Consider the following 23137-nt stretch of genomic DNA (forward strand, 5'->3'; position numbering starts at 1 on the left):
TCAGTTTACCTAAACCTTCATCTCTAACTATTAGCCGGCTCCTTTAGGGGAATTGGGGTCGGCTTTTTTTACGCTCTATCCGTCAAGCAGAAAAACAAACAGTTCTTTTGGGCCGTGGGCGCCTAAAACCAGGGTTTTCTCAATATCAGCGGTACGGCTTGGGCCCGTCACGTTTGTTATCATTGAAGGTATGTTACTGCCGTATTTCTCTTTTAGCAGTTTAAATCCATCTTTCAGATCGGTAACCAATTGCGACGTGTAGGCCAGCACAATATGTACTGAAGGGTAAATACTTAAGCGGCGTCCGGCCATACCGGCATTTGATAGCAGTACGCTGCCGTTACGGGCAATTAATGCCTCGCATAGGGTGAAACCTACTTCGGCTTGTTCAAAGTCTTTGTCTGTTTCAAAATAAGGATATCCATACTGGTCAAGCAGTTGTTGCAGAGCAGGCTCCCAGCAATATATTTTGCGCCAGCTGCGTTCTTCGGCCAGGGTAAGCAGGTTTTCAATAAACTGCACTTCATCCTCACAAAAAGAAAACTGACCCGCTACTGCGGTAAACTCCTCGGCAAACATCACCTCCAACAGATCATCTGCCGGCGGATAGTGCGGCAAATTTTCCAGATTAGGGTATGGGTTATCCCTTTTTTCTAAAAGCGCCTGCCTTATTTTCTTTAGCAGTTTTTCCTTTGATGTGGTGATGTTCCTCATTGATTAGCTTAAAGCAGAAAGCAGAAAGCAGAAAGCCAAAATTACTTTCTGCTTTCTGCCTTTGGCTTTCTGCTAATAATTATTCTTTTCCTGATGCGTCTTTTTCCTCAGGGTTTCGGTTAAACGTTCCTGAATGATCGGCTACACCTTCGTGAGTAAGTGAATGGGCAGCCGGTTCCTGATTAGACTCCGTAGGGCCGTTTACAAACTCATCATAAGTAGTGCGGTTATCAAACGGGCGTTTACCCAATATCTCTTCCAGATCAGACTGGAACAATATTTCTTTCTCCAACAGCTTATCAGCCAGCTTTATCAGGCCGTCGCGCTTATCAGTCAATAACTGTTTGGTACGTGCGTAAACAGCATTTATCTGGTTGCGCACCTCCTGGTCTATCAGCTCAGATGTTTTTTCTGAATACGGTTTGTTAAATTGGTACTCGCCCTGGGTATCATTAAATGATACATTACCAACTTTATCGTTCATACCATAAATGGTAACCATTGCGTACGAAAGCTTGGTGATGCGTTCCAAATCGTTCTGTGCACCGGTTGAGATCTTACCGAAAGTAATATCTTCTGCAACGCGGCCGCCCATGGTCATACACATACCGTCTTCTAATTGCTCAATGGTATATAAAAACTGCTCCTTAGGCAAATACTGCGCATAACCCAACGCGGCAACGCCACGTGGCACAATAGATACTTTAACCAACGGATCGGCATGTTCCAAAAACCAGCCTGCAATAGCATGGCCCGCTTCGTGGTAAGCAACAATGCGTTTTTCTTCGGGCGATATGATCTTGTTCTTTTTCTCTAAACCACCTATTACACGGTCAATAGCATCCTGAAAATCCTGCATATCTACCGCTTCTTTGTTTTTACGGGCGGCTATCAAGGCTGCCTCGTTACAAACGTTTGCTATTTCTGCACCGGCAAAACCAGGCGTTTGGGCAGATAGTTTTTTAGCGTCAACGCCTTCGGCCAGTTTAACCGGCTTAAGGTGAACTTTAAATATTTGCTCCCGGCCTATCAGGTCAGGTTTATCAATTGATACTTGCCTGTCAAAACGTCCCGGGCGAAGCAGAGCTGAGTCTAATACGTCCGGGCGGTTGGTTGCGGCTAAAATGATAATACCAGAGTCTGTTCCAAAACCATCCATTTCAACCAGCAACTGGTTAAGGGTGTTTTCGCGCTCATCATTACCACCTACAATATTGTTTTTGCCACGGGCACGACCAATGGCATCAATCTCATCAATAAAAATGATACATGGTGCCTTGTCTTTAGCCTGGCGGAAAAGATCGCGCACACGTGATGCACCCACCCCTACAAACATCTCAACAAAATCAGAACCTGACAGTGAGAAGAAAGGCACCTGCGCCTCGCCGGCAACGGCTTTGGCCAACAAGGTTTTACCGGTACCCGGAGAACCTACCAATAAAGCGCCTTTGGGAATTTTACCGCCCAGATTAGTGTATTTTTTGGGATTGCGCAGAAAGTCTACAATCTCCATTACTTCCTGTTTGGCTTCTTCCAAACCGGCTACATCATTAAACGTAACGTTAACCTGAGATTCTTTATCAAATAAGGTAGCCTTTGATTTGCCGATATTGAATATCTGCCCACCCGGGCCACCACCCGCACCGCCAGACATGCGGCGCATAATAAACATCAACACCGCTGCAAAAAGCACTATCATAATTACACTTTGCACCAGGCCGTTAGATAACAAGCTATCGCGCTGATCATACTTTATGTAAGCCTTCTGCGTGTCGGCCAGATCTTTCTGAGCGTTATCCATTGATTGCTTAAGCAAATCAAACGATGGCATTGAAAATGAATATTCCGGCTCATTGGCTGACATGTTAAAAGTGTTTTGCGCTTTTCTTGTGTCATCATACACGGATTTCTTCAGGCTGTCTTTTTTTATATGAACCTCCGCAATAACAAGGTCCCCGCTTTTGTAAGCAAGTACGTAGTTAACGTCACCTTGCTTAAGCATCTTCGTTTCAAAAGTTTTAAAATCAATTACCCTTCCGCCGGTGTTTCCCGAAAAAACAGCAATACCTATAAAAGTGGCAATAACAAGCGCGTAAACCCACATAAAATTAAATTTAGGGGGTTTAGGAGTTATACGTTTGGCAGGGATCTTCCTTACCGGTTTTGGTTTTTCAGAATTATTATCTTTCATTTTAATTTATTCAAATATTAAATTTTTAAAAGCTAACACGTTAGGTTACGCGCTTTTGTAGCTTTTAATTTCAGCATCGCCCCACAGTTCCTCTACACCATAAAACTCGCGCTTATCTGTTCTAAAAACGTGTATTACTACGTTTACATAGTCAAGCAATATCCATTCGCCATGTTGCAAACCCTCTTTACGCCAGGGCTCTTGCTGTGTGGCTTTAAATATTTCATCTTCAATGCTGTTGGCTATTGCTTTTACCTGTGTGGTCGAGTCGGCATGACAGATAACAAAATAATCAGACACAGAGCTATTTAAATTCCGAAGATCTAATCTGACAATATCGTTCCCTTTTTTTTCCTGTATGCCGTGTATGGCCAGTTCAGAAATGTAAGCGGATTCAGTTTTCGCTTTATTTTTTACCATCAAAAAGAATTAGTTTTGAAACGTTTTCGGCTAGTCATTATTATAACATTGCAAAATAACATATTTTCAGGATTATTTGTTGGACAAAATTTACTGACATTAAAAGAAGTAGATTCAACCAACAATTTCCTTAAAAATTTATTGACAAATTCCAAGCCATTACCCGAAGGTACGGTCATTATGGCAGAACATCAATATGCAGGCCGCGGTCAGCAGCAAAATAAATGGGTAAGCCAACCCGGTAAAAACCTAACATTTAGCATTTTATTTAAACCTACCTTTTTAAACGCGGTCAATCAGTTTGACCTGACACGGACAATAAGCGTGGGCGTTTATGATACACTGCGAACACTATTAGGCGACGGGCTTAAAATTAAGTGGCCCAATGACATATATTATAACGACAGGAAGTTAGGCGGCATGCTTATAGAAAATATGGTACAGGGCAACCGTATAAACAACTCAGTTGTGGGGATAGGCCTTAATATAAATCAGGGCGATTTTCCCGAAGGGATAGGCAACGCCACGTCTGTAAAACAAATCTTACACAAAGATTACGATTTACGGCTTTTATTGTCAGAGATTTGCAGTCATATTGAAGCATACTACCTACATTTAAAGGCAGGTAAAATTGATCTTATAAGAAGCAGCTATTTAAGCCGTTTATATTGGTTGAATGAAGAACGCACTTTTAGAGCAGGCGATGAGATTTTTACCGGAATAATAAAAGGCGTTGCCGATAACGGTTTGCTACAAGTTTACCGGGACGGATTAACCGCCAGCTACAATTTAAAAGAGATAGAATTTTTAAACAAATAACCATGAAGAAAGTATTGGCCTTAGCAGCCGCTTTAATGTTAACATTAGGAGCTTTCGCTCAGATAGAAAATCCGGTAAAATGGGCTTACGCCGCTAAAAGAACCAGTGCTACAGATGCCACAGTGTTTATAAAAGCTACCATTGAGGATGGCTGGCATGTGTATTCGCAGTATGTTGAAGAAGGCGGACCAATAAAAACCTCTTTCACTTTTTCAAAATCAAAAGATTATACTTTAGCAGGCAAAACTGCCGAACCAAAGGCAGTGGTTAAGTTTGACAAGCAGTTTAAAATGAACATTGGCTTTTTTGAAAAAGAAGTGCTTTTTGAACAAAAAGTAAAGTTAAAATCTGCAAACGCCGCTACAGTTAAAGGCAAATTGGAGTTTATGGTTTGTAATGACCATAAATGCCTTCCGCCTGATGAGATCGCGTTTAATGTGGCTGTGCCTGCAAAAAAATAAAAAAGGGCATGCCAAACTTAAAATTGCTATTACCCAAGGCTGCTGCAATTACTATTCTTATTATTTCGGTGTGGTTTAATGCCCCCGCAGCACTGGCACAACAGCCTGATACCAGCGGTATCGTTTTTACGGAAATAACTACAGCTACTGATAGCCTTACCCAAGCGAAAAAGGATACCCAACAAGTAGTGAGCGCATCATCTGTTGTTAATGCTTCCAACCCCGCATCTCAGGCTCCCAAAAGCTTGTGGACCATATTTATCGCCGGCTTTTTAGGCGGATTCGCGGCGTTTTTAATGCCTTGTATATACCCCATGCTGCCTTTAACCGTTTCTTTTTTTACAAAGAAGGGAGGCAGCCGGAGCAAAGGAATATTCAATTCCATATTATACGGCCTCTGCATCATATTTATTTACGTTTTTATCGGCATACTGGTGGCTGTGGTTTTTGGGCCCGCGGCACTTAATGGGCTGGCCACTAACGGCATTTTTAATTTCTTTTTCTTTTTGCTGCTCATTGCTTTCGGTGTGTCGTTTTTGGGCGCTTTCGAGATCACTTTACCCAGCTCGCTTGCCAATAAACTGGATGAAAACTCAGATAAGGGTGGCCTGGCTGGCATATTTTTTATGGCAGCTACGCTTGTTGTGGTGTCCTTCTCGTGCACGGGGCCATTGGTTAGTTCCGTTTTGCTTGACGCGGCCGTTAAAGGCGAGCGCATTGGGCCCGCGGTAAGCATGCTTGGTTTTTCGTTAGCGTTGGCGCTTCCATTCACGTTGTTTGCCATGTTCCCATCGGCCCTGAAAAGCCTTCCAAAATCTGGTGGTTGGTTAAACAGTGTAAAAGTTGTTTTAGGGTTTATTGAGATAGCCTTTGCCCTTAAATTCTTATCGAATGTTGATCTAGCCTATCACTGGAATTTAATAGATCGTGAAGTAGTGTTATCGCTTTGGATAGCCATTGGCATATTAATGAGCTTATATCTTATCGGCAAGATCCGGTTTGCGCATGATAGCCCGGTGGAGTCTCTTTCTATTCCGCGTACGTTTATAGCAATGGGCGTTTTTGCCTTTACAATTTATTTAATACCCGGCCTTTGGGGTGCGCCTTTAAAATCAGTTAGCGCCTTATTGCCGCCCCTAAGCACGCAGGATTTTGATATGTCTTCGGGATTAGCAGCCGGGCCCGTAGCAAACAACACTACATCAATAAAAGAAAAAAAATACGAAGCGCTTTTTAAACGCCTGCCAAAGGTTAAGGGTATTGATGAATGGTATGATTTTGAACAAGCCAAAGCCGTTGCAAAAGAACTAAATAAACCTGTTTTGATTGACTTTACAGGATGGAACTGCGTTAACTGCCGCCAAATGGAGCAAAATGTATTTCCGGACCCTGAAGTATTGAAACGGCTTCAGAATGAATTTGTAATGCTACAGCTGGTTATAGATGATAAAACCGATCTCCCCGCGGCCGAACATTTTACATCAACACTTACAAAAAAGCGCATAACTACCGTTGGCGGTAAATGGCTGGACTTTGAGATGTCTAAATACAACTCAAACGCGCAGCCTTTTTATGTTATTATAGACGAAAACGGGCAAACGCTTGTGCCACCCCAGGGCGCTACGTTTGAGATCCCGGAGTTTATAAAATACCTTGACAGCGGAATTTCTGCTTATAAAACTTTACAGGCGGCAAAAAAATAACGTAATTTGCGGCGCATTCGATATAGTAACAGTTTCTTCGCAAATTCAGCATGGCTCAGATAAAGAAAATAGGTGTTTTTACATCAGGAAGTGATTCGCCGGGAATGAACGCCGCCATAAGGGCGGTTGTGCGAACGGCCAAATTGTACGACCTTGACGTTGTAGGCATACGCCGCGGTTACGAAGGGATGATCCAGGGCGAATTTACTGACATGGATCGTGGATCAGTATCTAACATTATTCAACGTGGCGGTACAATTCTGAAAGCCGGGCGCAGCGAGGAGTTTAAAACATCTGCGGGCCGTAAAAAAGCTTATGAACAGCTTAAATCCCAACAAATTGATGGACTGGTAGCGCTTGGCGGAAACGGTACCTTTATTGGCGCGAAAGAGCTGGGCCGTGAGTATGATATGCCCATTATTGGTGTGCCGTGTACTATTGACAATGACTTGCTGGGTACCGATTTTACCGTTGGATATGATACCGCTATTAATACCGCCATTGAAGCCATAGATAAGATAAGGGATACTGCCGAATCGCACGACCGCTTGTTTATTGTTGAGGTTATGGGTGCCGACTCTGGTTTGATTGCCCTGCGTGTGGGCATAGCCATTGGTGCCGAAGCTATGATGATTCCTGGTACGCGGTCTGATATGCCCGCTTTATTTGCCCGGCTTGAAATGGGTCGCAAAGACAAGGCCTCAAAAATTGTTGTAGTTGCAGAAGGCGAAGAACCCGGCGAGGCCTTTGAAATTGGCCGCATCATAAAAGAGAAATATCCAAATTACGATACCCGTATATCCATATTGGGCCACATACAGCGGGGTGGAAAACCAACTTGCATGGACCGCGTTTTAGCAAGCCGTTTAGGTGTTGCCGCTGTTGAGGTGCTAAGAAACGGACATCGCAATGAAATGGTGGGTTTAATTCATAACAGCATTATATGCACTTCTTTTGAGCGCTCCATCAAACACAACATCGATCTGAATCCGGATCTGTTAAAAGTGGTTGAAATGCTTTCGTTGTAGCAAGCTGTTTTAACTATCCAGTATTGTAAGCTTTGAAAGCCCATCCTGGTTTATAATAGCGATGCTTTTACCCGAAAGCGAAACCAGCTTTTCGCTCACCAGTTCATTTATTACCCTGAACACTGTTTCGTAAGTGGCGCCCGAAAAAGATGCCAGGTCCTGCCTGCTTAGGTCAATACTGATAAATCCTTCGTTGGTAACACCAAATTGCTTTTGCAGTAACAGCAATGACTCTGCCACACGGCCCTTTACCGGCATATGCGCCAGATTGCGCATTTTACGCTCAGAATCACGTAGCTCGCTGGCAAAAAAATGTAATAGCTTATATGTAAATTCTGTATTTACCTTTAATGTGGCCTCAAAAAAATCAATATCAACAAAACAGATAGTACTGTCTTCAAGCGCCGTGGCAGATACATGATAGCCCGTAGTGCTCCCAATACCCCGGTGACCAACTATTGAGCCCGTTTTAGCAAACCTTACTATCAACTCCTTATAGGCATCCCATTTTATATGCACCTTTACATTGCCCGAGTTAACAAAGAACACACCTTTAACTTCGTCGCCCTCTTTAAATATCACCTCGCCCTTTTTTACGCGGAAAGTTTTCTGGTTTTGTAAAATTGCAGGATGCCATTCCTTCATGCAGTTGTTAAACAAAAAACAGTTGTTTTGATTGCATATTGGTTTGCTTTTTTTCATTATCAGTTAATTTACTTACAATTTTACATTAAAAATACTAGTAATTTCTTGCATTTTCTATCATTAATATAAAATTATGTGTTATATTCTATAATTTTTATCATAAAATTGATTTATTAATAAAAATTTTATTGGTGAAAGGCTTTATTTTCAATTAAAATTATAAAGTAGTTAAAATATGGCATATATTGCGACCATTAACTGATCTTATTAATGCTCATAAATGTATATTACTACAACATTTATCAAAAGTCCACCCTTAATTGGGTGGACTTTTTGTTTTTTAAAGGAAAATTTGAATACTGGCGCTTCTTATTCCTTGCTTGTTAATAAAAGGTTATTTCCCGATTAAATTATGCCAATCCGTCAAAGAAATTCCTGCAGATAACTATTTTAGCTTCTAATTAATGATGGGATATAAATTAAACTTCTTATCAGTAAACCTGATGGTGGCAATGGTTTTTGCTGCGGGCGTTGCCATTGGCCAATCCAATTACAAAGACATTCCGCTGCCAATTGAGCTCAGGGATGTTAACGAGGAGTTTTCGGGCATGGCGCAACTGGGCAACAGGGTATACTTACTGCCCCAATACGGCAGCTGTAAAGAAACGGGGTTAGATAGCTATTTTAATATCTACAGCATACGCGCTGATAGCATAACCCGTGTTATTGAAGGAAAAGACACTTCCTTAACCTCTTTCAATACGCTAAAAGTTCGCAATCTTGAAAAACTGCCGGGTTTTATAAAGAACACTTACCAGGGCTTTGAAACACTTACTTTTTTGGGCAATGCTGTTTATATGGCCATTGAGACGGTTGATACCGCTGCCAATTGTTATTTGTTAAAAGGAACTATTGATACCGCAAAAAACGAGATCAACATCGACTACAAAAACTATGTGACACTAAAAAGGCCATTTAACATTAGTAATGCCGGATACGAAAGCATAACCTGGCTGCCACAGCAAAAAAAATTGATTGCATTTTATGAATTTAATGCATCCCCGGGCGGCAATTCAGCTTATTTGATAGACACATCATTAACCAAGGCTCCTGAACCGGTTAACACTCCTTTTTTATATTTCCGCAATACCGACGCGGCTACTGCAGTCAATGGAAGCATTTATGCCATTAATTATTTTTGGGATGGCGATTATGATAAATACCTAAACAACGGCCTGGTTAAAAATGCCGAAAATGATATTAAACGTGCCATTCCCGCGCTAAAAGACGATTTGGCCAGGAATCCTGACTATTTAAAAACCCACACCTTTGCCCGCATCATCCACTTAAAAAACCATCGCCAAAAAAAATGGAAAACCGTAGCCATTTTTGACGGCTTTAAAAAAAACTGGGAGGGCCTAACGTTGTTTAATAAGGGCGCACTTATTATTACAGATGCCAACAGAAGCACAAAGCAGGTAACTGTGCTTGCCTACGTGGCATTTTAACATTGCCGGCGCTTTCTTAAAACAAAAAATTTGCTTTTCTTTATAGTTATGTATAGCTTCACGGCCCCTAATTAGCAACTCATTAGCGAACTAATCAATGAAGGTTAATAATAAAAAGATCATCATTTTTGATGATGATGAAGACATACTAAGTGTTTGTACCTATGTACTTGAAGAGCAGGGCTGGGAAGTACATGTTTTTACCGACTGCAACCAGATTATTGATAAGGTGAGCAAAATTATGCCGGATGTTATTTTAATGGATAACTGGATCCCCGATACAGGCGGCATTGTAGCCACGCAGGCACTAAAAAGCAGCGACGAGTTGAAAAGTATCCCCGTTATTTATTTTTCTGCCAACAGCGACATACAATTGTTAGCCAAACAGGCCGGGGCCGAAGCTTACATAGCAAAACCGTTTGATCTGGAAGATATGGAGCGCACAATTGACGGCGTGCTGACGGCATAACACTACGTAATATTGTTTTTACGCTGTGTATTATTGGGTATATTGCCAATAACCGCTATATTCGCCACTTAATTAAAACCTACTGCAAAGTGAAGATATACAACACCAAACGCGGCATTGTCATAGATAACGAAGGGCAATACTTTCTATCAAAAGAAACCAATTGGGATACTTTTATTAACAGACAAGGCTTATATGCCACTGTATCTGCCGAAATAGGCGGCTTAACTGCTGATGCATCATTAGCTGACGCGCTTAACGGCGAAGTTTTGGCACCATTGGCTAACCAGGAAGTATGGGCTTCGGGCGTTACTTATTTCCGTAGCCGTACTGCACGTATCGAAGAATCAAAAGATGCCGGTGGCGGTACTTTTTATGATCGTGTTTATAATGCCGACAGACCGGAGCTTTTCTTTAAAGCACCTGCTTACCGTACCGTTGGTACTGGTGCCGATGTCCGCATTCGTAAAGATTCAAAATGGAACGTACCGGAGCCTGAGCTAACATTGTTTATGTGCTCTGCCGGAACCATTGAAGGTTATACAATTGGTAACGATATGTCGTCAAGAGATATTGAAGGCGAAAATCCTTTGTATCTGCCGCAGGCAAAATCATACACCGGATCAGCAGCTGTTGGCCCATGTGTGTATGTAAGCGATGCGCCTATCAACCCTGAAGCAGTTATTACATTGGAGATCAAACGCGGCAGCGAGGTAGCATTTACAGAATCTATCGCTATCAGCCAGATGAAACGCAAACACAGCGAATTAGCTACCTGGTTGTTTAAAGAATTAGACTTTAAATACGGCGTATTCCTGATGACAGGTACAGGTATCATCCCTCAGGATGAATTTACCCTGCAGGTAGGCGATGTTGTTAATATCTCTATTGAAGGTATTGGCACACTGAGCAACACCGTTACTTCTTAATATACAAACACGCCCCCGGCGTTAATTTATTCGATCATGATTGAAGGAAAACAGATCATAGGTTTTGAAATTAAAGCTGGGGGCGATGTTCTTTGGCAGTCAACTAACCCTGCCACGGGCGAGAAGATCGCCGATTTCCACTCAGCCACCGCTACCGAAATTGAAGAAGCCGCTGTTAAAGCCGCTTCAGCTTTTTTGATCTACCGCAAAAAATCAGGACTTGAAAAGGCAGCTTTTCTGGATGCTATCGCAGCCGAAATGACCGCCATAAGCGATGAGCTGTTAACCATGTGCATAGCCGAAACGGCGCTGTTGCATGTTAACCTCAGCATAGAACTTAACCGCACTATTAACCAGCTTAAAATGTTCGGCAATTTGCTGCGCGAAGGCTCGTGGCTGGACGCCCGCATTGAAACCGCCGAACCCAACCGCACACCCCGCCCCAAACCCGATGTAAGGTTTATGCATATTGGACTGGGTCCGGTGCTGGTATTTGGGTCAAGTAATTTTCCCTTCGCGTTCTCAACCGCGGGGGGCGATACTGCCGCGGCGCTGGCTGCCGGCTGCCCCGTTATTGTTAAAGCGCATCCGGCACACCCCGCAACGGGCGAGTTAGTGGCTAAGGCCATACAGCGTGCCGCTGTAAAAACAGGTATGCCCGATGGTGTCTTTTCTCATTTGTACGATAATGGATTAGCCGTTGCGCAAGCACTGGTGGTGCATCCTGTTATTAAAGCAGTGGGCTTTACCGGCTCATACCGTGGCGGCAAGGCGATATTTGATATGGCCGTAAGGCGCGATGAACCTATCCCGGTGTATGCAGAAATGGGAAGCTCTAACCCGGTGTTTGTATTGCCAGAGATAGCTAAGAACCAGGCTGATAACTTTGCGCAGGGCTTTGCAGCCTCGGTGAGCGCCAGCGTTGGGCAGCTTTGTACCAACCCGGGCATTTTGTTGTATGAGAAATCTAAGGATGCCGAAGACTTCGCTAACAAGCTGCAGGAGCACTTTCAACACACAGTTGGTGGTGTTATGCTGGCACCTAATATATCAGGCGCTTATAATGCCGGGGTGCAGCACAGGGCTGAGCATCCGGGGGTGGAGACGCTTTCTAAGGGTCAAACGCTGGAGGGCCTGAACATTGGCTCGCCGATACTGTTTAAAACCGACAGCAGCGTGTTTATGGCCGACGCTACCCTGGCCGAAGAGATATTTGGGCCGGAGAGTATTGTGGTGGAGGCTACTTCTAAAGACGAGATACTGAACATTGCCCGTAACCTGTCGGGCCATTTAACGGCTACTATACATGGCACCCAGGCCGACCTGGAAGCTTACAAAGAGCTGATAACCATTTTAGAGTTAAAGGTGGGCCGCATCATCATCAACGGGTTCCCTACGGGGGTTGATGTAAGCAGCGCCATGGTGCACGGCGGACCATTCCCCGCTACTTCTGATTCCCGGGCTACCTCTGTAGGTACGGCTTCTATCTTCCGTTTTACAAGGCCGGTGGCTTATCAGAACATGCCCGATACCCTTTTACCTGCCGAGCTGCAAAACAACAACCCCCTTAACATATGGCGCAGGTTAAATGGTGCTGTTAGCCAGGGAAGGGTTAGTTAGTTGCGTTTTTGTCTCGTTTTTTGTCCCGCGTGTGTGTGAGACAAAGTGGGACAGGTTGGGACAGATTTTTTGGTAATTTGTTGACAATAAGCGTCTTACTGTTTTCGCGTGGGACAAAGTGAGACAACTTATTCGTCAGGGAATTTAGCTGTAATATTTGCTTAATCGCCTCATTTTCAGATTGCTGTAAAATTGAACTTTTTTGTCCCAATTTTTTAGCTCCGGGGCGGGGAGCCTGGGCCCGTGCGATTCCCTCCCCTGGGAGGGGCAGGGAGGGGTTAATCCGCCGTGTAACCCCTTCCCGCCACCGCTCTGGTCATCCGCACCCTTCCCAAGGGAAGGAGTTTTGGCAGAAAACTATACGCCATTTCAACCTAATCACTAATCAACCAATCTCTGATCAACTAAACATGCACCCCTTCGGCAATTTCTTCTATCATTTTTTTGTTAAAGGCGGGCAGATCATCGGGTTTCCTGCTGGTAACCAGGCCATTGTCAACCACAACTTCTTCGTCTGTCCAATTGGCGCCGGCGTTCTTAAGGTCGGTTTGCAGGGAGGGGAACGAGGTCATGTTCCTGCCGCTTATCATGCCGGTCTCTATCAATACCTGCGGACCATGACATATAGCAGCCACGGGCTTACCCTCGTCTAAAAAGGCCGATACAAAGGAAACGGCCTCCTTGTTCATGCGCAGTTTATCCGGGTTCATCACACCGCCGGGAAGCACCAGCGCGTCGTAATCATCAGGGCTAACAGTGTTTAGTTCCTTATCAACCGCAATCTCAATACCCCAGTCGGTATGGTTCCATGCTTTTATTATACCGCTTTTTGGTGATATCACATCCACCTGCGCGCCCGCTTCCTTCAGCGCCTCTAAGGGACTGGTTAACTCCACCTGCTCAAAGCCTTCCTCTGTAAGGATAGCTACTCTTTTATTGCTTAATGTTGCCATAAACATTTTTAATTATAGTTTACAAATATTTTGTTTGTGTTAATATTAGTACAGATAAGGGCGTATGATGGTTTTTGAAAATTTGAAATCCTGGCATCAAGAAAGTTGAAAAAGTATGTCGGCCAAAACTCCCCTCTCGAGAGGGGGCGCGGTGGGACAGTGCGGCTGCGAGGTGTGTTAAGCCGCTTACTAAACACACCCCTCCACCCCTCTCAAGAGGGGAATCGCACGGTCTACCGTTTCTTTTAATTTTCAAAGCTCCAATTCTGCCACGCTACCTTTAAAAACAAAGAGCATATTTAACGGCGTTATCGCTCGGTAAATATGCTCTTTATGTACATTTCCGGTTTGAATATGACAAATTAGAAATGCGGGTTTTTGCTAAATTTTTATTCTGTTTTTTTAACTGTAGTGGTTGTTGTAGTTACTTTGGCAACCGGTGCAGCTAAAGCTGTTTTGGTTGTAGTTTTACGAGCCGTAGTTGCAGGTTTACGATACGGTTTTTTTGTTGCCGAAACCCGTGTTGTAGCTGTAGTTTTAACAACCGGTCTGGTTTCAGTAGTTGTAGTTACTTCGGTTGTAGTTGTTTTAGGTCGTACGGTATCACGAACAATAACGGGAACCGGTACCGGAACAGAAACTGTATTATGTACAGTATCCCGCACTACTACTACTGCTGGCGCTGGCGTTACTACAGCCGGCGCAGCTGGTTTGGCTTCTGATGGACTGCTTGTAGCGTTACTTGCAGGGTCCTTTATTGCGGTCGGTGTTCCTTTTCCGGTCATTTTAACTTTGGTTACTGTAGTACCGTCGGCCTTTTCTCTAACCTTCTTTTTAACTTCTACTTTGTTTTTTGTAGTATCTACAGATTGTGCATCCACGGTTTGGACTGTCCAAACCAGGCCTGCTGTTATTAAAAATAAACTAAGCTTCTTCATGGTATTTGTTGTGTTTTTGTTGTTTGTATCAAAAAAGTTGCCAAAAAACCGTTTCATTAATTTAAATGATAATTTTTTAACCAAACACCAATAGAGATCGAGCTAATACGGACCATGCGTGTCTTTGCGAGTCATAAAAAATCAAATAATTTCATTGCTAATATTTTTAGCAATATCTTTGCATTTTAAATAAATTTTAAACCGAAGCAAGGTATATCAATAATTCTCTTTTACAGTACTGTAAATGATTTAACGTTATGACAATTTAATTTGTTAATATTGATAGTTCTGTGTCTTTCCCGACTCAAATCATTAAGATACAGACCAATCTAAACAAATTAATATATCACGATGCCAATTAGCGGTACCGATTTTGAGGAACTCGTAAAGCCTTTCTTTAAGACTTTGTTTAATGAAATGGGATTTACTGTAATTCAAGTAAGAAAGCAAAACTCAGGAACTCAGAATGGCTTCGACATAAGCATTCTGTTTCTCGATGGTAATGAACAGAAGCGAGAGATATTCATTGAATGTAAATACTACACAACAGTTGCACTTGATTGGAGTGAAATATTCGCTAAACAAATACAGCTTGAGGCATCTAATCACGTTCCAACAGCCTTTATAGCTTTATCACCGCTGCGAAACTTAAGCAATATTGATCACAACATACAAGCAAAAGCGACAAAGATGTTCAGGTGCCCCGTTGAGTTTTGGACACCTGATAAAGATATTGAAAACATGTTCGCACTAGATGAAGACGTTTACAAAAAGGTGTTCAACAAAGCGAAATGCGATGTAATCGTTGATAAGGAGAAAGAAGTCAAGCGTATAAAAGCAATGGTAGATCTGTTGATACAACAAAAAGATATTCTTGATTACTCGAATGTGATTAGGATTGCAGAATCGGACAAACAACCATCTGAAGATCAAAACTTAGTGACAACGCTGGACGAAAAATTAAACGCAATTTTTGAGGATAGTGATCCCAATCGCATTAGCTACCACAAAACGAGGGCAGACTATAAAGTGTATTTAGAAAGTTTAGTCGATGTGAACTCTGATCTTCGGCAAAACATTCTCAATTGGGAGGAAAATATGCGGCTTAAAGCGGCTAGGCTCACTCACAATTTCGTTCTTGATGACACGTATACGCCACAAAAGTTTTTTCATGATTTTTTTATTGAAGCTGAAAAGGAAATTCTAAGTTTTTACAAAGATTGGGAATTAAAAGGAGATAAAGACAAGTTGTTGCATGGATTGGTTTTTGAATTGGCGGCGCAGTGCCCATTAGACTGGAGGAAGAATGGAGCCAATTGATTTGTTAATTAATTCGATTTCTGAGAGGCACCTTACGCTTAGGGTAAATCTCGATCGTCCAATATTCGTGCAACCCGAAGACAGAATGGAGTTTAGGTCAGCAAGAATTGTAATTATACTTGGAATGTTGACAACTGCTAATGGGTTAAGTAAGACCGTCATTGCGTGTGTCGATTTTCTTCTGCGTAACGAAGCTTTTCAATCTAAATTTATAGTGGAATACTTTAATGGCCAAAAAAATATTATCTCTAAAGTAAATACTTTTGAAACTTCTCTTCAGACTGAAATAGATTTTAACATTGTCCAGTATAAAAGCGTGCCATGGGATATAAGATTTAACGATATGTTTTTATACCTACACGTTCGCGAGTTAATAAATCACAAAAGCGATAAGGATAATAAGAACGTACGTCTTTTTCTTTCCGACATAGGGAAACAATATTTCGAACAGATAAAAAATGCTTTTCCTAGAGAATTGAACTTCCTAGACTTATTTGGAACCCGGATTGTTGAGGACAAGCTTATCAAAATTATAACCGAAGTTATACCTAACTCTTATTGGAAACAAAATGTCGCGATTGATAATCAATAAGCTAATTTATCAGATAGTAACTATTGATAATAGTAAATATGGCGCTGAAGTTCCATTTAAAGATGGACTAAACATAATATTCGGACCGAACTCGGTTGGTAAAACAAGTATCATTACCGGTATCATTTACGGTTTAGGTGCTGAGAAGGGCTTAGGAATTTTTAAGTCTATTCAAAACCCTTTTAAACCAGAATTCTATCAGAAAATTGACAATAGAGATGTAAAAAGGTCATACTTACTCTTAGAAATCTCAAATGGAACCGATATAATTACAATCTTCCGGTACATCGTGGGGGGTGACAATACACTTGCAGCTATTAAACGTTGCGCTGCCTCTGACTTCTTTACAAACGACCATACAGAGAAACTGATAGTAGTTGGTGATGGCGTTTTTTCAGAAAACGGCTTCCAAAGATACCTGTTTCAATTTTTGGGACTACATCAAGTTGAACTACCAACTTACGACCAAAAATTGTCAAAATTGTATCTCGAAAATATTCTGCCTCTGTTTTTTGTCGAGCAGCGTGCAGGGTGGTCGCAAATTCAAGCACGACAAGTTGTTAGGTATAACATAAAGGAAGTTAAGAAAGTCGCGTTTGAATATCTTCTTGGTTTAGACCGTTTTAAAATTCACATTAGCGAGATAAAACTCAAAGAGCTTGAAAACGAACTCCGTCAGAAGAAGGATGAGTTGCTTCAAAAAGAAGAAAACCTTTTTGTTATAGCTAATGGAGAAGGTTTGGACGAGGTTTTACTTATTAGAACGGAGCCAATCGGAAAAGTAAGCATACATGACTATATTACCTATTTAAAAGACCGATATATTGCAGAAACTGCGTTAATTGATGGCAGTATTGGCATAAAAACTGACGAAGAAAATCGGAGCTCCAGTATCCGCGAGAGATTAAAAATCCTTAATTACAGATTAAGATCAGCTAATGGAAAAGTCGACAAAGTAACGCTTGAACTGGCGGAATACCAAAGCTATCTTCAACGTATTCAAAGTAATAAATACAAGAACAAACAGCTAAAAAAAATTCAAGAGTTTTCTACAGATTTGAATATAAAAATATGTCCGGTTTGTGAATCCAAACTGTTACCGCATGACGAAAATGAATGCTTTTTGTGCCATAACGATCTAACAAAAAAACTATCTACGCCCGAGCAAAATCTTGAATTTCTTGAAGACGAAGAAAATACTTTTAAAAAGGTCATTGAAAGACGGTTGTTGGACAGACGACGAGTGTTCGAAGAACAAAACAATATAAAAGACGAAATTATTCAGCTGGAGGCGGAGCTTGATCATCAAATAACCACTTATGCTGGAAGCGATTTCGCCATCTTGCGACAGCGTATTTTGAGTGCAGACAACCTTAATAAGGAACTCGAAAAATACGAACGAATTCTAAAGCGTTGGACAGATTTAAGCCCCCTGAGAGAATCTATAAAAACTAATCAGGCACTCGTCGACCAATTAAAAGAGGAAGTTAATAAATATGCTCAAACTGAGAATGATAGAATAATCATCGATACTATCAGAGGCTTTATCCGAAGTAATGTAAAAAAGCTAGGCCTTTTTAAAGGAAAAGCGGATTTAATTAATTCCATCAAACTAGATGCATCGGATAATTATACCCCATACCTAGATAATTTTGATATTTACAATATTTCAAGTTCCAGCGATAACATTCGTATAATTTTAAGCTATTACCTCGCATTGCTTCAAACCTCACTTAAGCTTAAATCCAATGGTAGGATTATTTTTCCAGACATCCTTATTTTGGACGAACCTAAACAACAAAATCTCGATAACGACTCGTTGATTGACTCTGTAAAGCTCATGGTAGAAATGTCTAACAATTCGAGCCAGATTATTTTAACAACGTATAGTGAATTGCCCGAAGATCGACAAAAACTCGAAAAACATATTATATATGAAATGAAGTCTAAGACAGATTTTCTTCTAAAAAAACAGTTGGCTAACTAATAAACTGACAATCATTTAGTCTTCTCCCGCTTGTGGTTATCCGTCCACCCCTCATGTTCCACACGGGACTAGAGAAGTACGGTCTACCCGCAAGTCCGGGATTTTAAAATCCGGACCAACATGTATGATAAATTGGCCATTCCTCCACTGATCACCCCCGCCATCAAACCAAACATTGTGCAGCTATTATGGTTTTTAAACGGACAGTTTAAAGGCTACATAGCATGGGGACGAGGTGGAAATATCATTTAAAGCAAATTTTACTGATAGCAGCGTGTATAAGCTACTATAGTTACAGCGATGCGCAAACCCTGCCGGGAGATTCGCTAAAAGCCGATTCGCGGCACAAAAACGCGCAAGCGGTTGAATCGCTCGCCGGGCAGTATGATGTGGGCGACCTTGCACAGGCTATTTTTCGCCCGCGGCAAAAACCCGACCCTTTGAAAAAGCGATCGGGCATTACTATCATCCCCAACGTGGCGGCCAACCCCAGTATTGGCGCGCAAATAGGTATTAAAGCCGTAGCCGGTCGTAAATTGGGAACCGACCCTAACACCCTTATGTCTGTAGCGGCCACATCAGCCTCTGTCACCACCAAAGGCATCATTTATTTTTACATCAACCATAACATTTACACCCCCGGCAATAAGTGGAACCTGCAAGGTAACCTGGTGGTGGCTAAAACCGTAACGCCCGATTTTGGGCTGGGTATTGGACAGGCACCGGCAACAGGTAACGCAACCGACCAGGTACTGGCTAATCCCGACCGTAAGGCCCGGGCGCTCCACTCGCTCTATTTCAACTTCAGAGAAAAGGTATATAAGGAGATTGATAAGGGCCTTTTTGTAGGTGCAGGTGTATCGTTTGACATCCGCCGCAATATTGACGAAGGTGCCGCGGGCAATACCCCAACACCTTACAATATTTATAGCGACAGCTACGGGTTTGCACGAGACCGGTATACCGCCAATGCCTTGTTATTTAATGTTCAGTATACCACGCGCGATAACCTTAACCGGCCCTATAAGGGCGTTTATATAGACGCGGGTTTCCGCGCCAACCAAAGCTGGATGGGCAGCAGCAAGAACGCGCTGCAGTTTACTACTGATTTTCGTAAATATTTTAGTCTGTCAGCCAGTCACCCTGAGCATGTTATTGCTTTTTGGAACTGGGGATCGTACCTGTTAAGCGGAGCGGTGCCTTACCTTGAATTGCCCGGGACGGCAAAAGATGCCGGTTTCCGCAGCGGGCGGGGTTATACTACCGGCTATTTTAAAGGCACGCAATACAACTACTCAGAAGCAGAGTACCGTTTCCCCATTACCAATAATAAATTTTTGAGCGGTGTAGCCTTTTTAAACATGCAAACCGCTAATGATGATGCAGGCGCTAAACTATTTGAGCATTGGCAGCCGGGTTATGGGGGTGGCCTGCGGGTTTTGTTTAACAAAGCAACACGCACCAACTTATGCCTGGATTATGCCTGGGGCAGGTACGGCGCCCGGGGATTTTTTCTGGGCCTGAACGAGGCTTTTTAGGCATTTATCAAATTAACATTACTGTACACATCTTCTTTGCAACACCTCGCTTTTCCTAGTGTACAATAGTTGCAAAATAAATTCCTTCATAATCACTTTTTATTTTATGTTTGTTCAACAATGTTTACCAATTGGCAACAACCTTTATTATTGCCTGGCATACAACCAATTAATGCTATAATTACTTTTTTATAATAAATGAAGATAACAGCAATACGCACCAAACTTTATCAATGGAAAGGGCCGGTAAAAACAATAGATACCGTTTTTGCAACGCCCGTTAGTTTATTACCCTTTCAGGAAGACGCACAAGCTGCCTACCGCTTTTTTAGCTGGCTGGTTGTTGAGATTGAAACTGATAATGGCTTAGTAGGCTACGGCAACGCCGGGTTAAGTCCGGATGTTACCAAGCTTATTATCGACAGTAAATTTAAATCGCTTTTAATTGGCGAAAACCCGCTGAATAACGAGTATCTGTACGAAAAAATGTACCGTTCATCTGTTGCTTACGGTCGTAAGGGTTCTGTAATAGCAGCCATCAGCGCCATTGATATTGCCTTATGGGATATTAAAGGCCAGGCAGCCAAACAACCCGTTTTTATGCTGCTGGGCGGCCGTACTAAAGAATATATCCCTACTTATTACAGCCGTTTATACACCCGTAATCTGGATCAATTGCAGCAGGAAGCCGCGCATTATAAAGCCCAAGGCTTTACCGGCATGAAACTGCGATGCGGGTATCCTTTAACCGAAGGCAACGCCGGGTTAAAGAAGAATGTGGAAATGGTTAGAAAAGTGCGCGAAACCGTTGGCGACGACGTGGAGATAATGCTGGAGTGCTACATGGGCTTCAACTTTAACTACTCCAGGCAATTGCTTAAAGAGCTGGAGCCTTATAACCTGCGCTGGATAGAGGAGATGTTATTGCCGGATGAGATCCACAACTTTGCTAAACTGAAAAACTATACTGATATCCCGCTATCCGGCGGCGAGCATGAGTATACCCGCTTTGGTTTTTATGACTTGTTGAAGGCGGACTCTTTGGATATATTTCAGTTTGATACCAACCGCGTAGGCGGCTTTACCGAGGCGCAGAAAATTTGCACATTAGCATACATGAACGGGGTTGAGGTTATTCCGCATGGCGGGCAAATGCACAACCTGCATGTGGTAATGAGCTCGTTCGCATCGCCTATGGCAGAGTATTTCCCGCAAACAGAAATTGAGGTGGGCAATGAAATGTTTTGGTATATATTTGACGGCGAAGCGGTAGCCGAAAACGGCAAACTACAACTGGACGATAACAAACCGGGCATGGGGCTTACCCTAAAAACAGAAGGTCTTGAACATTTTAATATCATAGAATAAGTGGAACATAGCGTATTAAAACAATTTGACCTTACGGGCAAAACAGCATTAATAATTGGTGGCAACCGCGGCCTTGGTCTGGCTATGGCGCAGGCCCTGGCAGAAGCAGGCGCAGCAATTGCCATCGCAGCACGAGATGAAGCGGTAAACCAAACGGCGTTAGAGGTTATAAAGGCAGATTTTACTGTTGACTGCATAACCCAGATCTGCGATGTTACCAGCGAGCAGAGTGTAAAACAGGCCGTTAGCTCGGTTTTACAGCATTTTGGCAAAATAGATATCCTGATCAACTCGGCGGGCATTAATATCCGTGGTAAAATTGAAGATGTTTCTTTAGATGATTTTAACCGGGTGCAACAGGTAAATGTTACCGGGGCATGGCTGGCAGCTAAAGAAGTTATCCCATCTATGCGGAAAAATGGTTACGGCCGCATTATAAATTTAGGTTCTATGTTATCCGTAACTGCAATGGCAGAACGCACGCCTTACGCTACTGCAAAAGGCGCAATTTTGCAGCTTACCCGCGCCCTGGCAATGGAACTGGCAAAGGATGGCATCAACGTAAACGCGTTATTGCCCGGACCGTTCGCTACAGAATTGAATTTGCCGCTGTTGAATGATCCTGAAAAGTACCAGGCCTTTATGGCTAAAATACCTATTGGCCGCTGGGCCGAGCCGTACGAAATTGGCGGACTGGCACTGTATCTTTCAAGCCCCGCATCAAGTTTTGTTACGGGCGGCATGTTTTCTATTGATGGTGGCTGGATAGCTCAGTAAATTAGCGGCATGGAAAAAAATACGACACGTTTAGTACAGCTTAAAAACGCTTCGGCAAGATGCGTGGCAGTGGTTAAAGAACCCAACCTGCACATCATAAATAAATTTGATTCGGTTTATAGCCTGGCGCTGGCAGCTATTGATGGCGGCAAAGCCATTACGCAGCTTATTGAAGATAACATCAGCGATAAGGTATTAAGCTACGACGAAATATACGAAGGCAAAAGCGAATGGAAATTATTGCCTGCTTTTGATCATCCTACCAACGTTTTGGAGTGCATGATATCAGGCACCGGCCTTACGCATAAAAACAGCGCGGCTAACCGCCAGGCCATGCACGAGTCGGCAGATCAAAAACCCACGGATAGCATGGTAATGTACTGGTGGGGTGTTGATGGTGGCGTATCCAACGGAGCTAAACCCGGCATACAGCCTGAATGGTTTTACAAAGGCAACGGTTCTGCATTAAAGGGCCATGGCGATTTTTTAGAAGTGCCGGCGTATGCCAATGATGGCGGCGAGGAACCCGAAATAGCAGGCGCTTATATTATTGACCGCGAGGGCAACCCTTACAGAATAGGCTTTACCACCGGTAACGAGTTTTCTGACCACGTGATGGAAAAGAAAAACTACCTGTACCTGGCCCCATCTAAATTAAGGCAAAGCGCCATTGGCCCGGAGTTGGTAATAACCGATGATTTTTCTGATCTTACAGGCAACGTTAGCGTGAGCCGCAAGGGTCAGATACTTTGGGAAGCCAAAAACATTAAAACAGGCGAGGCTGCTATGGCGCACAACCTGCCTAATTTAGAGTACCATCAATTTAAGTACGAAGGCCACCGCATACCTTTGCAGGCGCATGTGCACTACTTTGGTACGGGCCAGTTTAGTTTTGGCAAAGGCGTATTGCTGCAGCAGGATGATGAAATGCTGGTTGAATGGGAAGGCATGGGCCGTGCGCTTAAAAACTACATAAATGTAGTTAACGAAGAAGAAAAATTAGTGCCGGTAAAGGCCCTATAAAAATATAATTATCCGCATCCCACCGTGAGAAGAGGGATGCGGATGTATACCAATTATAAACCAAACGTGGGTGGGTGTCACCCTGAGCTTGTCGAAGGGTGCGCGGGGAGGCCTGCGCGCCGTGGTTCGACGGG

Annotated in this window: 22 protein-coding genes; 16 read left to right on the forward strand and 6 right to left on the reverse strand. The window is 42.8% G+C overall.

Going from position 1 to position 23137, the window contains the following annotated elements:
• Positions 1 to 75: 75 nt before the first annotated feature.
• From ACFQZS_RS17950 to rsfS, 3 genes are all read right to left on the reverse strand, one after another.
• Entirely contained in the window at positions 76 to 714 is a 639-nt protein-coding gene (locus tag ACFQZS_RS17950; RefSeq protein WP_377102366.1) for a LutC/YkgG family protein, read from the reverse strand.
• A gap of 79 nt (positions 715 to 793) precedes the next feature.
• Positions 794 to 2905, reverse strand: a complete 2112-nt coding sequence (gene ftsH / locus ACFQZS_RS17955) for an ATP-dependent zinc metalloprotease FtsH (RefSeq protein ID WP_377102367.1) — start codon at positions 2903 to 2905, stop codon at positions 794 to 796.
• 45 nt (positions 2906 to 2950) lie between these two features.
• A complete protein-coding gene (gene rsfS, locus ACFQZS_RS17960) occupies positions 2951 to 3325 on the reverse strand; it encodes a ribosome silencing factor (RefSeq protein ID WP_377102368.1) in 375 nt (124 codons plus the stop codon).
• A gap of 48 nt (positions 3326 to 3373) precedes the next feature.
• On the opposite strand from rsfS, the gene ACFQZS_RS17965 reads away from it, so the two are divergent.
• Genes ACFQZS_RS17965 through pfkA form a run of 4 tightly spaced genes read left to right on the forward strand, consistent with a single transcriptional unit; the run spans position 3374 to position 7336 of the window.
• Positions 3374 to 4144 (forward strand): biotin--[acetyl-CoA-carboxylase] ligase, encoded by a 771-nt coding sequence (locus tag ACFQZS_RS17965; RefSeq protein ID WP_377102370.1) that lies wholly within the window; start codon positions 3374 to 3376, stop codon positions 4142 to 4144.
• 2 nt (positions 4145 to 4146) lie between these two features.
• Positions 4147 to 4605 (forward strand): protein-disulfide reductase DsbD N-terminal domain-containing protein, encoded by a 459-nt coding sequence (locus ACFQZS_RS17970; protein WP_377102371.1) that lies wholly within the window; start codon positions 4147 to 4149, stop codon positions 4603 to 4605.
• Between the two features lie 8 nt (positions 4606 to 4613).
• A complete protein-coding gene (locus ACFQZS_RS17975) occupies positions 4614 to 6308 on the forward strand; it encodes a protein-disulfide reductase DsbD family protein (protein ID WP_377102372.1) in 1695 nt (564 codons plus the stop codon).
• Between the two features lie 50 nt (positions 6309 to 6358).
• On the forward strand, positions 6359 to 7336 hold the full coding sequence (gene pfkA, locus ACFQZS_RS17980) for a 6-phosphofructokinase (RefSeq protein ID WP_377102373.1): 978 nt from the start codon (positions 6359 to 6361) through the stop codon (positions 7334 to 7336).
• Positions 7337 to 7345: 9 nt separating this feature from the next.
• On the opposite strand, the gene ACFQZS_RS17985 is transcribed toward pfkA, so the two are convergent.
• Positions 7346 to 8038, reverse strand: a complete 693-nt coding sequence (locus tag ACFQZS_RS17985; protein WP_377102374.1) for a Crp/Fnr family transcriptional regulator — start codon at positions 8036 to 8038, stop codon at positions 7346 to 7348.
• Positions 8039 to 8445: 407 nt separating this feature from the next.
• Between ACFQZS_RS17985 and ACFQZS_RS17990 the strand changes: the two genes are divergently transcribed.
• The 4 genes from ACFQZS_RS17990 (at position 8446) to ACFQZS_RS18005 (ending at position 12507) form a co-directional block, all read left to right on the forward strand.
• Complete coding sequence (locus ACFQZS_RS17990) at positions 8446 to 9489, forward strand: hypothetical protein (protein WP_377102375.1); 1044 nt, start codon at positions 8446 to 8448, stop codon at positions 9487 to 9489.
• A 97-nt stretch (positions 9490 to 9586) separates the two neighbouring features.
• Positions 9587 to 9958 (forward strand): response regulator, encoded by a 372-nt coding sequence (locus tag ACFQZS_RS17995; protein WP_377102376.1) that lies wholly within the window; start codon positions 9587 to 9589, stop codon positions 9956 to 9958.
• 89 nt (positions 9959 to 10047) lie between these two features.
• Complete coding sequence (locus tag ACFQZS_RS18000; protein WP_377102378.1) at positions 10048 to 10887, forward strand: fumarylacetoacetate hydrolase family protein; 840 nt, start codon at positions 10048 to 10050, stop codon at positions 10885 to 10887.
• Between the two features lie 36 nt (positions 10888 to 10923).
• The gene (locus ACFQZS_RS18005; protein ID WP_377102380.1) at positions 10924 to 12507 is read left to right on the forward strand and encodes an aldehyde dehydrogenase (NADP(+)); all 1584 of its coding nucleotides are present in this window, start codon (positions 10924 to 10926) and stop codon (positions 12505 to 12507) included.
• Between the two features lie 404 nt (positions 12508 to 12911).
• Here the strand turns inward: ACFQZS_RS18005 and ACFQZS_RS18010 are convergent, their stop codons facing one another.
• Positions 12912 to 13460 (reverse strand): type 1 glutamine amidotransferase domain-containing protein, encoded by a 549-nt coding sequence (locus ACFQZS_RS18010; protein WP_377102382.1) that lies wholly within the window; start codon positions 13458 to 13460, stop codon positions 12912 to 12914.
• Positions 13461 to 13849: 389 nt separating this feature from the next.
• Positions 13850 to 14398 (reverse strand): hypothetical protein, encoded by a 549-nt coding sequence (locus ACFQZS_RS18015; RefSeq protein WP_377102383.1) that lies wholly within the window; start codon positions 14396 to 14398, stop codon positions 13850 to 13852.
• A gap of 351 nt (positions 14399 to 14749) precedes the next feature.
• On the opposite strand from ACFQZS_RS18015, the gene ACFQZS_RS18020 reads away from it, so the two are divergent.
• From ACFQZS_RS18020 to araD1, 8 genes are all read left to right on the forward strand, one after another.
• Positions 14750 to 15718, forward strand: a complete 969-nt coding sequence (locus ACFQZS_RS18020; RefSeq protein ID WP_377102385.1) for a hypothetical protein — start codon at positions 14750 to 14752, stop codon at positions 15716 to 15718.
• The gene (locus tag ACFQZS_RS18025) at positions 15705 to 16310 is read left to right on the forward strand and encodes a hypothetical protein (RefSeq protein WP_377102386.1); all 606 of its coding nucleotides are present in this window, start codon (positions 15705 to 15707) and stop codon (positions 16308 to 16310) included. The genes ACFQZS_RS18020 and ACFQZS_RS18025 overlap by 14 nt, the downstream gene beginning before the upstream one ends.
• Entirely contained in the window at positions 16288 to 18297 is a 2010-nt protein-coding gene (locus ACFQZS_RS18030; protein WP_377102387.1) for a hypothetical protein, read from the forward strand. Before ACFQZS_RS18025 ends, ACFQZS_RS18030 begins: the two co-directional genes overlap by 23 nt.
• A gap of 120 nt (positions 18298 to 18417) precedes the next feature.
• Positions 18418 to 18549: a hypothetical protein gene (locus ACFQZS_RS18035; RefSeq protein WP_377102388.1), complete on the forward strand. Its 132-nt coding sequence runs from the start codon at positions 18418 to 18420 to the stop codon at positions 18547 to 18549.
• Complete coding sequence (locus ACFQZS_RS18040) at positions 18522 to 19835, forward strand: BamA/TamA family outer membrane protein (RefSeq protein ID WP_377102389.1); 1314 nt, start codon at positions 18522 to 18524, stop codon at positions 19833 to 19835. Before ACFQZS_RS18035 ends, ACFQZS_RS18040 begins: the two co-directional genes overlap by 28 nt.
• Before the next feature lie 198 nt (positions 19836 to 20033).
• Entirely contained in the window at positions 20034 to 21203 is a 1170-nt protein-coding gene (locus tag ACFQZS_RS18045; RefSeq protein ID WP_377102390.1) for an enolase C-terminal domain-like protein, read from the forward strand.
• Positions 21204 to 21980: an SDR family NAD(P)-dependent oxidoreductase gene (locus ACFQZS_RS18050; protein ID WP_377102392.1), complete on the forward strand. Its 777-nt coding sequence runs from the start codon at positions 21204 to 21206 to the stop codon at positions 21978 to 21980.
• A 9-nt stretch (positions 21981 to 21989) separates the two neighbouring features.
• A complete protein-coding gene (araD1, locus tag ACFQZS_RS18055; protein ID WP_377102393.1) occupies positions 21990 to 23003 on the forward strand; it encodes an AraD1 family protein in 1014 nt (337 codons plus the stop codon).
• Positions 23004 to 23137: the final 134 nt, after the last annotated feature.

The organism is Mucilaginibacter calamicampi, assembly GCF_042676765.1.
Taxonomy (GTDB): Bacteria; Bacteroidota; Bacteroidia; order Sphingobacteriales; family Sphingobacteriaceae; genus Mucilaginibacter; species Mucilaginibacter calamicampi.

Coding starts and splice junctions, on each gene's coding strand:
- ACFQZS_RS17970 (WP_377102371.1), top strand. CDS start 4,147: ATGAAGAAAGTATTGGCCTTAGCAGCCGCTTTAATGTTAACATTAGGA.
- araD1 (WP_377102393.1), top strand. CDS start 21,990: ATGGAAAAAAATACGACACGTTTAGTACAGCTTAAAAACGCTTCGGCA.
- ACFQZS_RS18030 (WP_377102387.1), top strand. CDS start 16,288: ATGTCGCGATTGATAATCAATAAGCTAATTTATCAGATAGTAACTATT.
- ACFQZS_RS18025 (WP_377102386.1), top strand. CDS start 15,705: ATGGAGCCAATTGATTTGTTAATTAATTCGATTTCTGAGAGGCACCTT.
- ACFQZS_RS17995 (WP_377102376.1), top strand. CDS start 9,587: ATGAAGGTTAATAATAAAAAGATCATCATTTTTGATGATGATGAAGAC.
- ACFQZS_RS18035 (WP_377102388.1), top strand. CDS start 18,418: ATGTATGATAAATTGGCCATTCCTCCACTGATCACCCCCGCCATCAAA.
- ACFQZS_RS18005 (WP_377102380.1), top strand. CDS start 10,924: ATGATTGAAGGAAAACAGATCATAGGTTTTGAAATTAAAGCTGGGGGC.
- ACFQZS_RS17950 (WP_377102366.1), bottom strand. CDS start 714: ATGAGGAACATCACCACATCAAAGGAAAAACTGCTAAAGAAAATAAGG.
- rsfS (WP_377102368.1), bottom strand. CDS start 3,325: ATGGTAAAAAATAAAGCGAAAACTGAATCCGCTTACATTTCTGAACTG.
- ACFQZS_RS17985 (WP_377102374.1), bottom strand. CDS start 8,038: ATGAAAAAAAGCAAACCAATATGCAATCAAAACAACTGTTTTTTGTTT.
- ACFQZS_RS18010 (WP_377102382.1), bottom strand. CDS start 13,460: ATGGCAACATTAAGCAATAAAAGAGTAGCTATCCTTACAGAGGAAGGC.
- ACFQZS_RS18040 (WP_377102389.1), top strand. CDS start 18,522: ATGGGGACGAGGTGGAAATATCATTTAAAGCAAATTTTACTGATAGCA.
- ACFQZS_RS17990 (WP_377102375.1), top strand. CDS start 8,446: ATGATGGGATATAAATTAAACTTCTTATCAGTAAACCTGATGGTGGCA.
- ACFQZS_RS17975 (WP_377102372.1), top strand. CDS start 4,614: ATGCCAAACTTAAAATTGCTATTACCCAAGGCTGCTGCAATTACTATT.
- ACFQZS_RS18015 (WP_377102383.1), bottom strand. CDS start 14,398: ATGAAGAAGCTTAGTTTATTTTTAATAACAGCAGGCCTGGTTTGGACA.
- pfkA (WP_377102373.1), top strand. CDS start 6,359: ATGGCTCAGATAAAGAAAATAGGTGTTTTTACATCAGGAAGTGATTCG.
- ftsH (WP_377102367.1), bottom strand. CDS start 2,905: ATGAAAGATAATAATTCTGAAAAACCAAAACCGGTAAGGAAGATCCCT.
- ACFQZS_RS18045 (WP_377102390.1), top strand. CDS start 20,034: ATGAAGATAACAGCAATACGCACCAAACTTTATCAATGGAAAGGGCCG.
- ACFQZS_RS18020 (WP_377102385.1), top strand. CDS start 14,750: ATGCCAATTAGCGGTACCGATTTTGAGGAACTCGTAAAGCCTTTCTTT.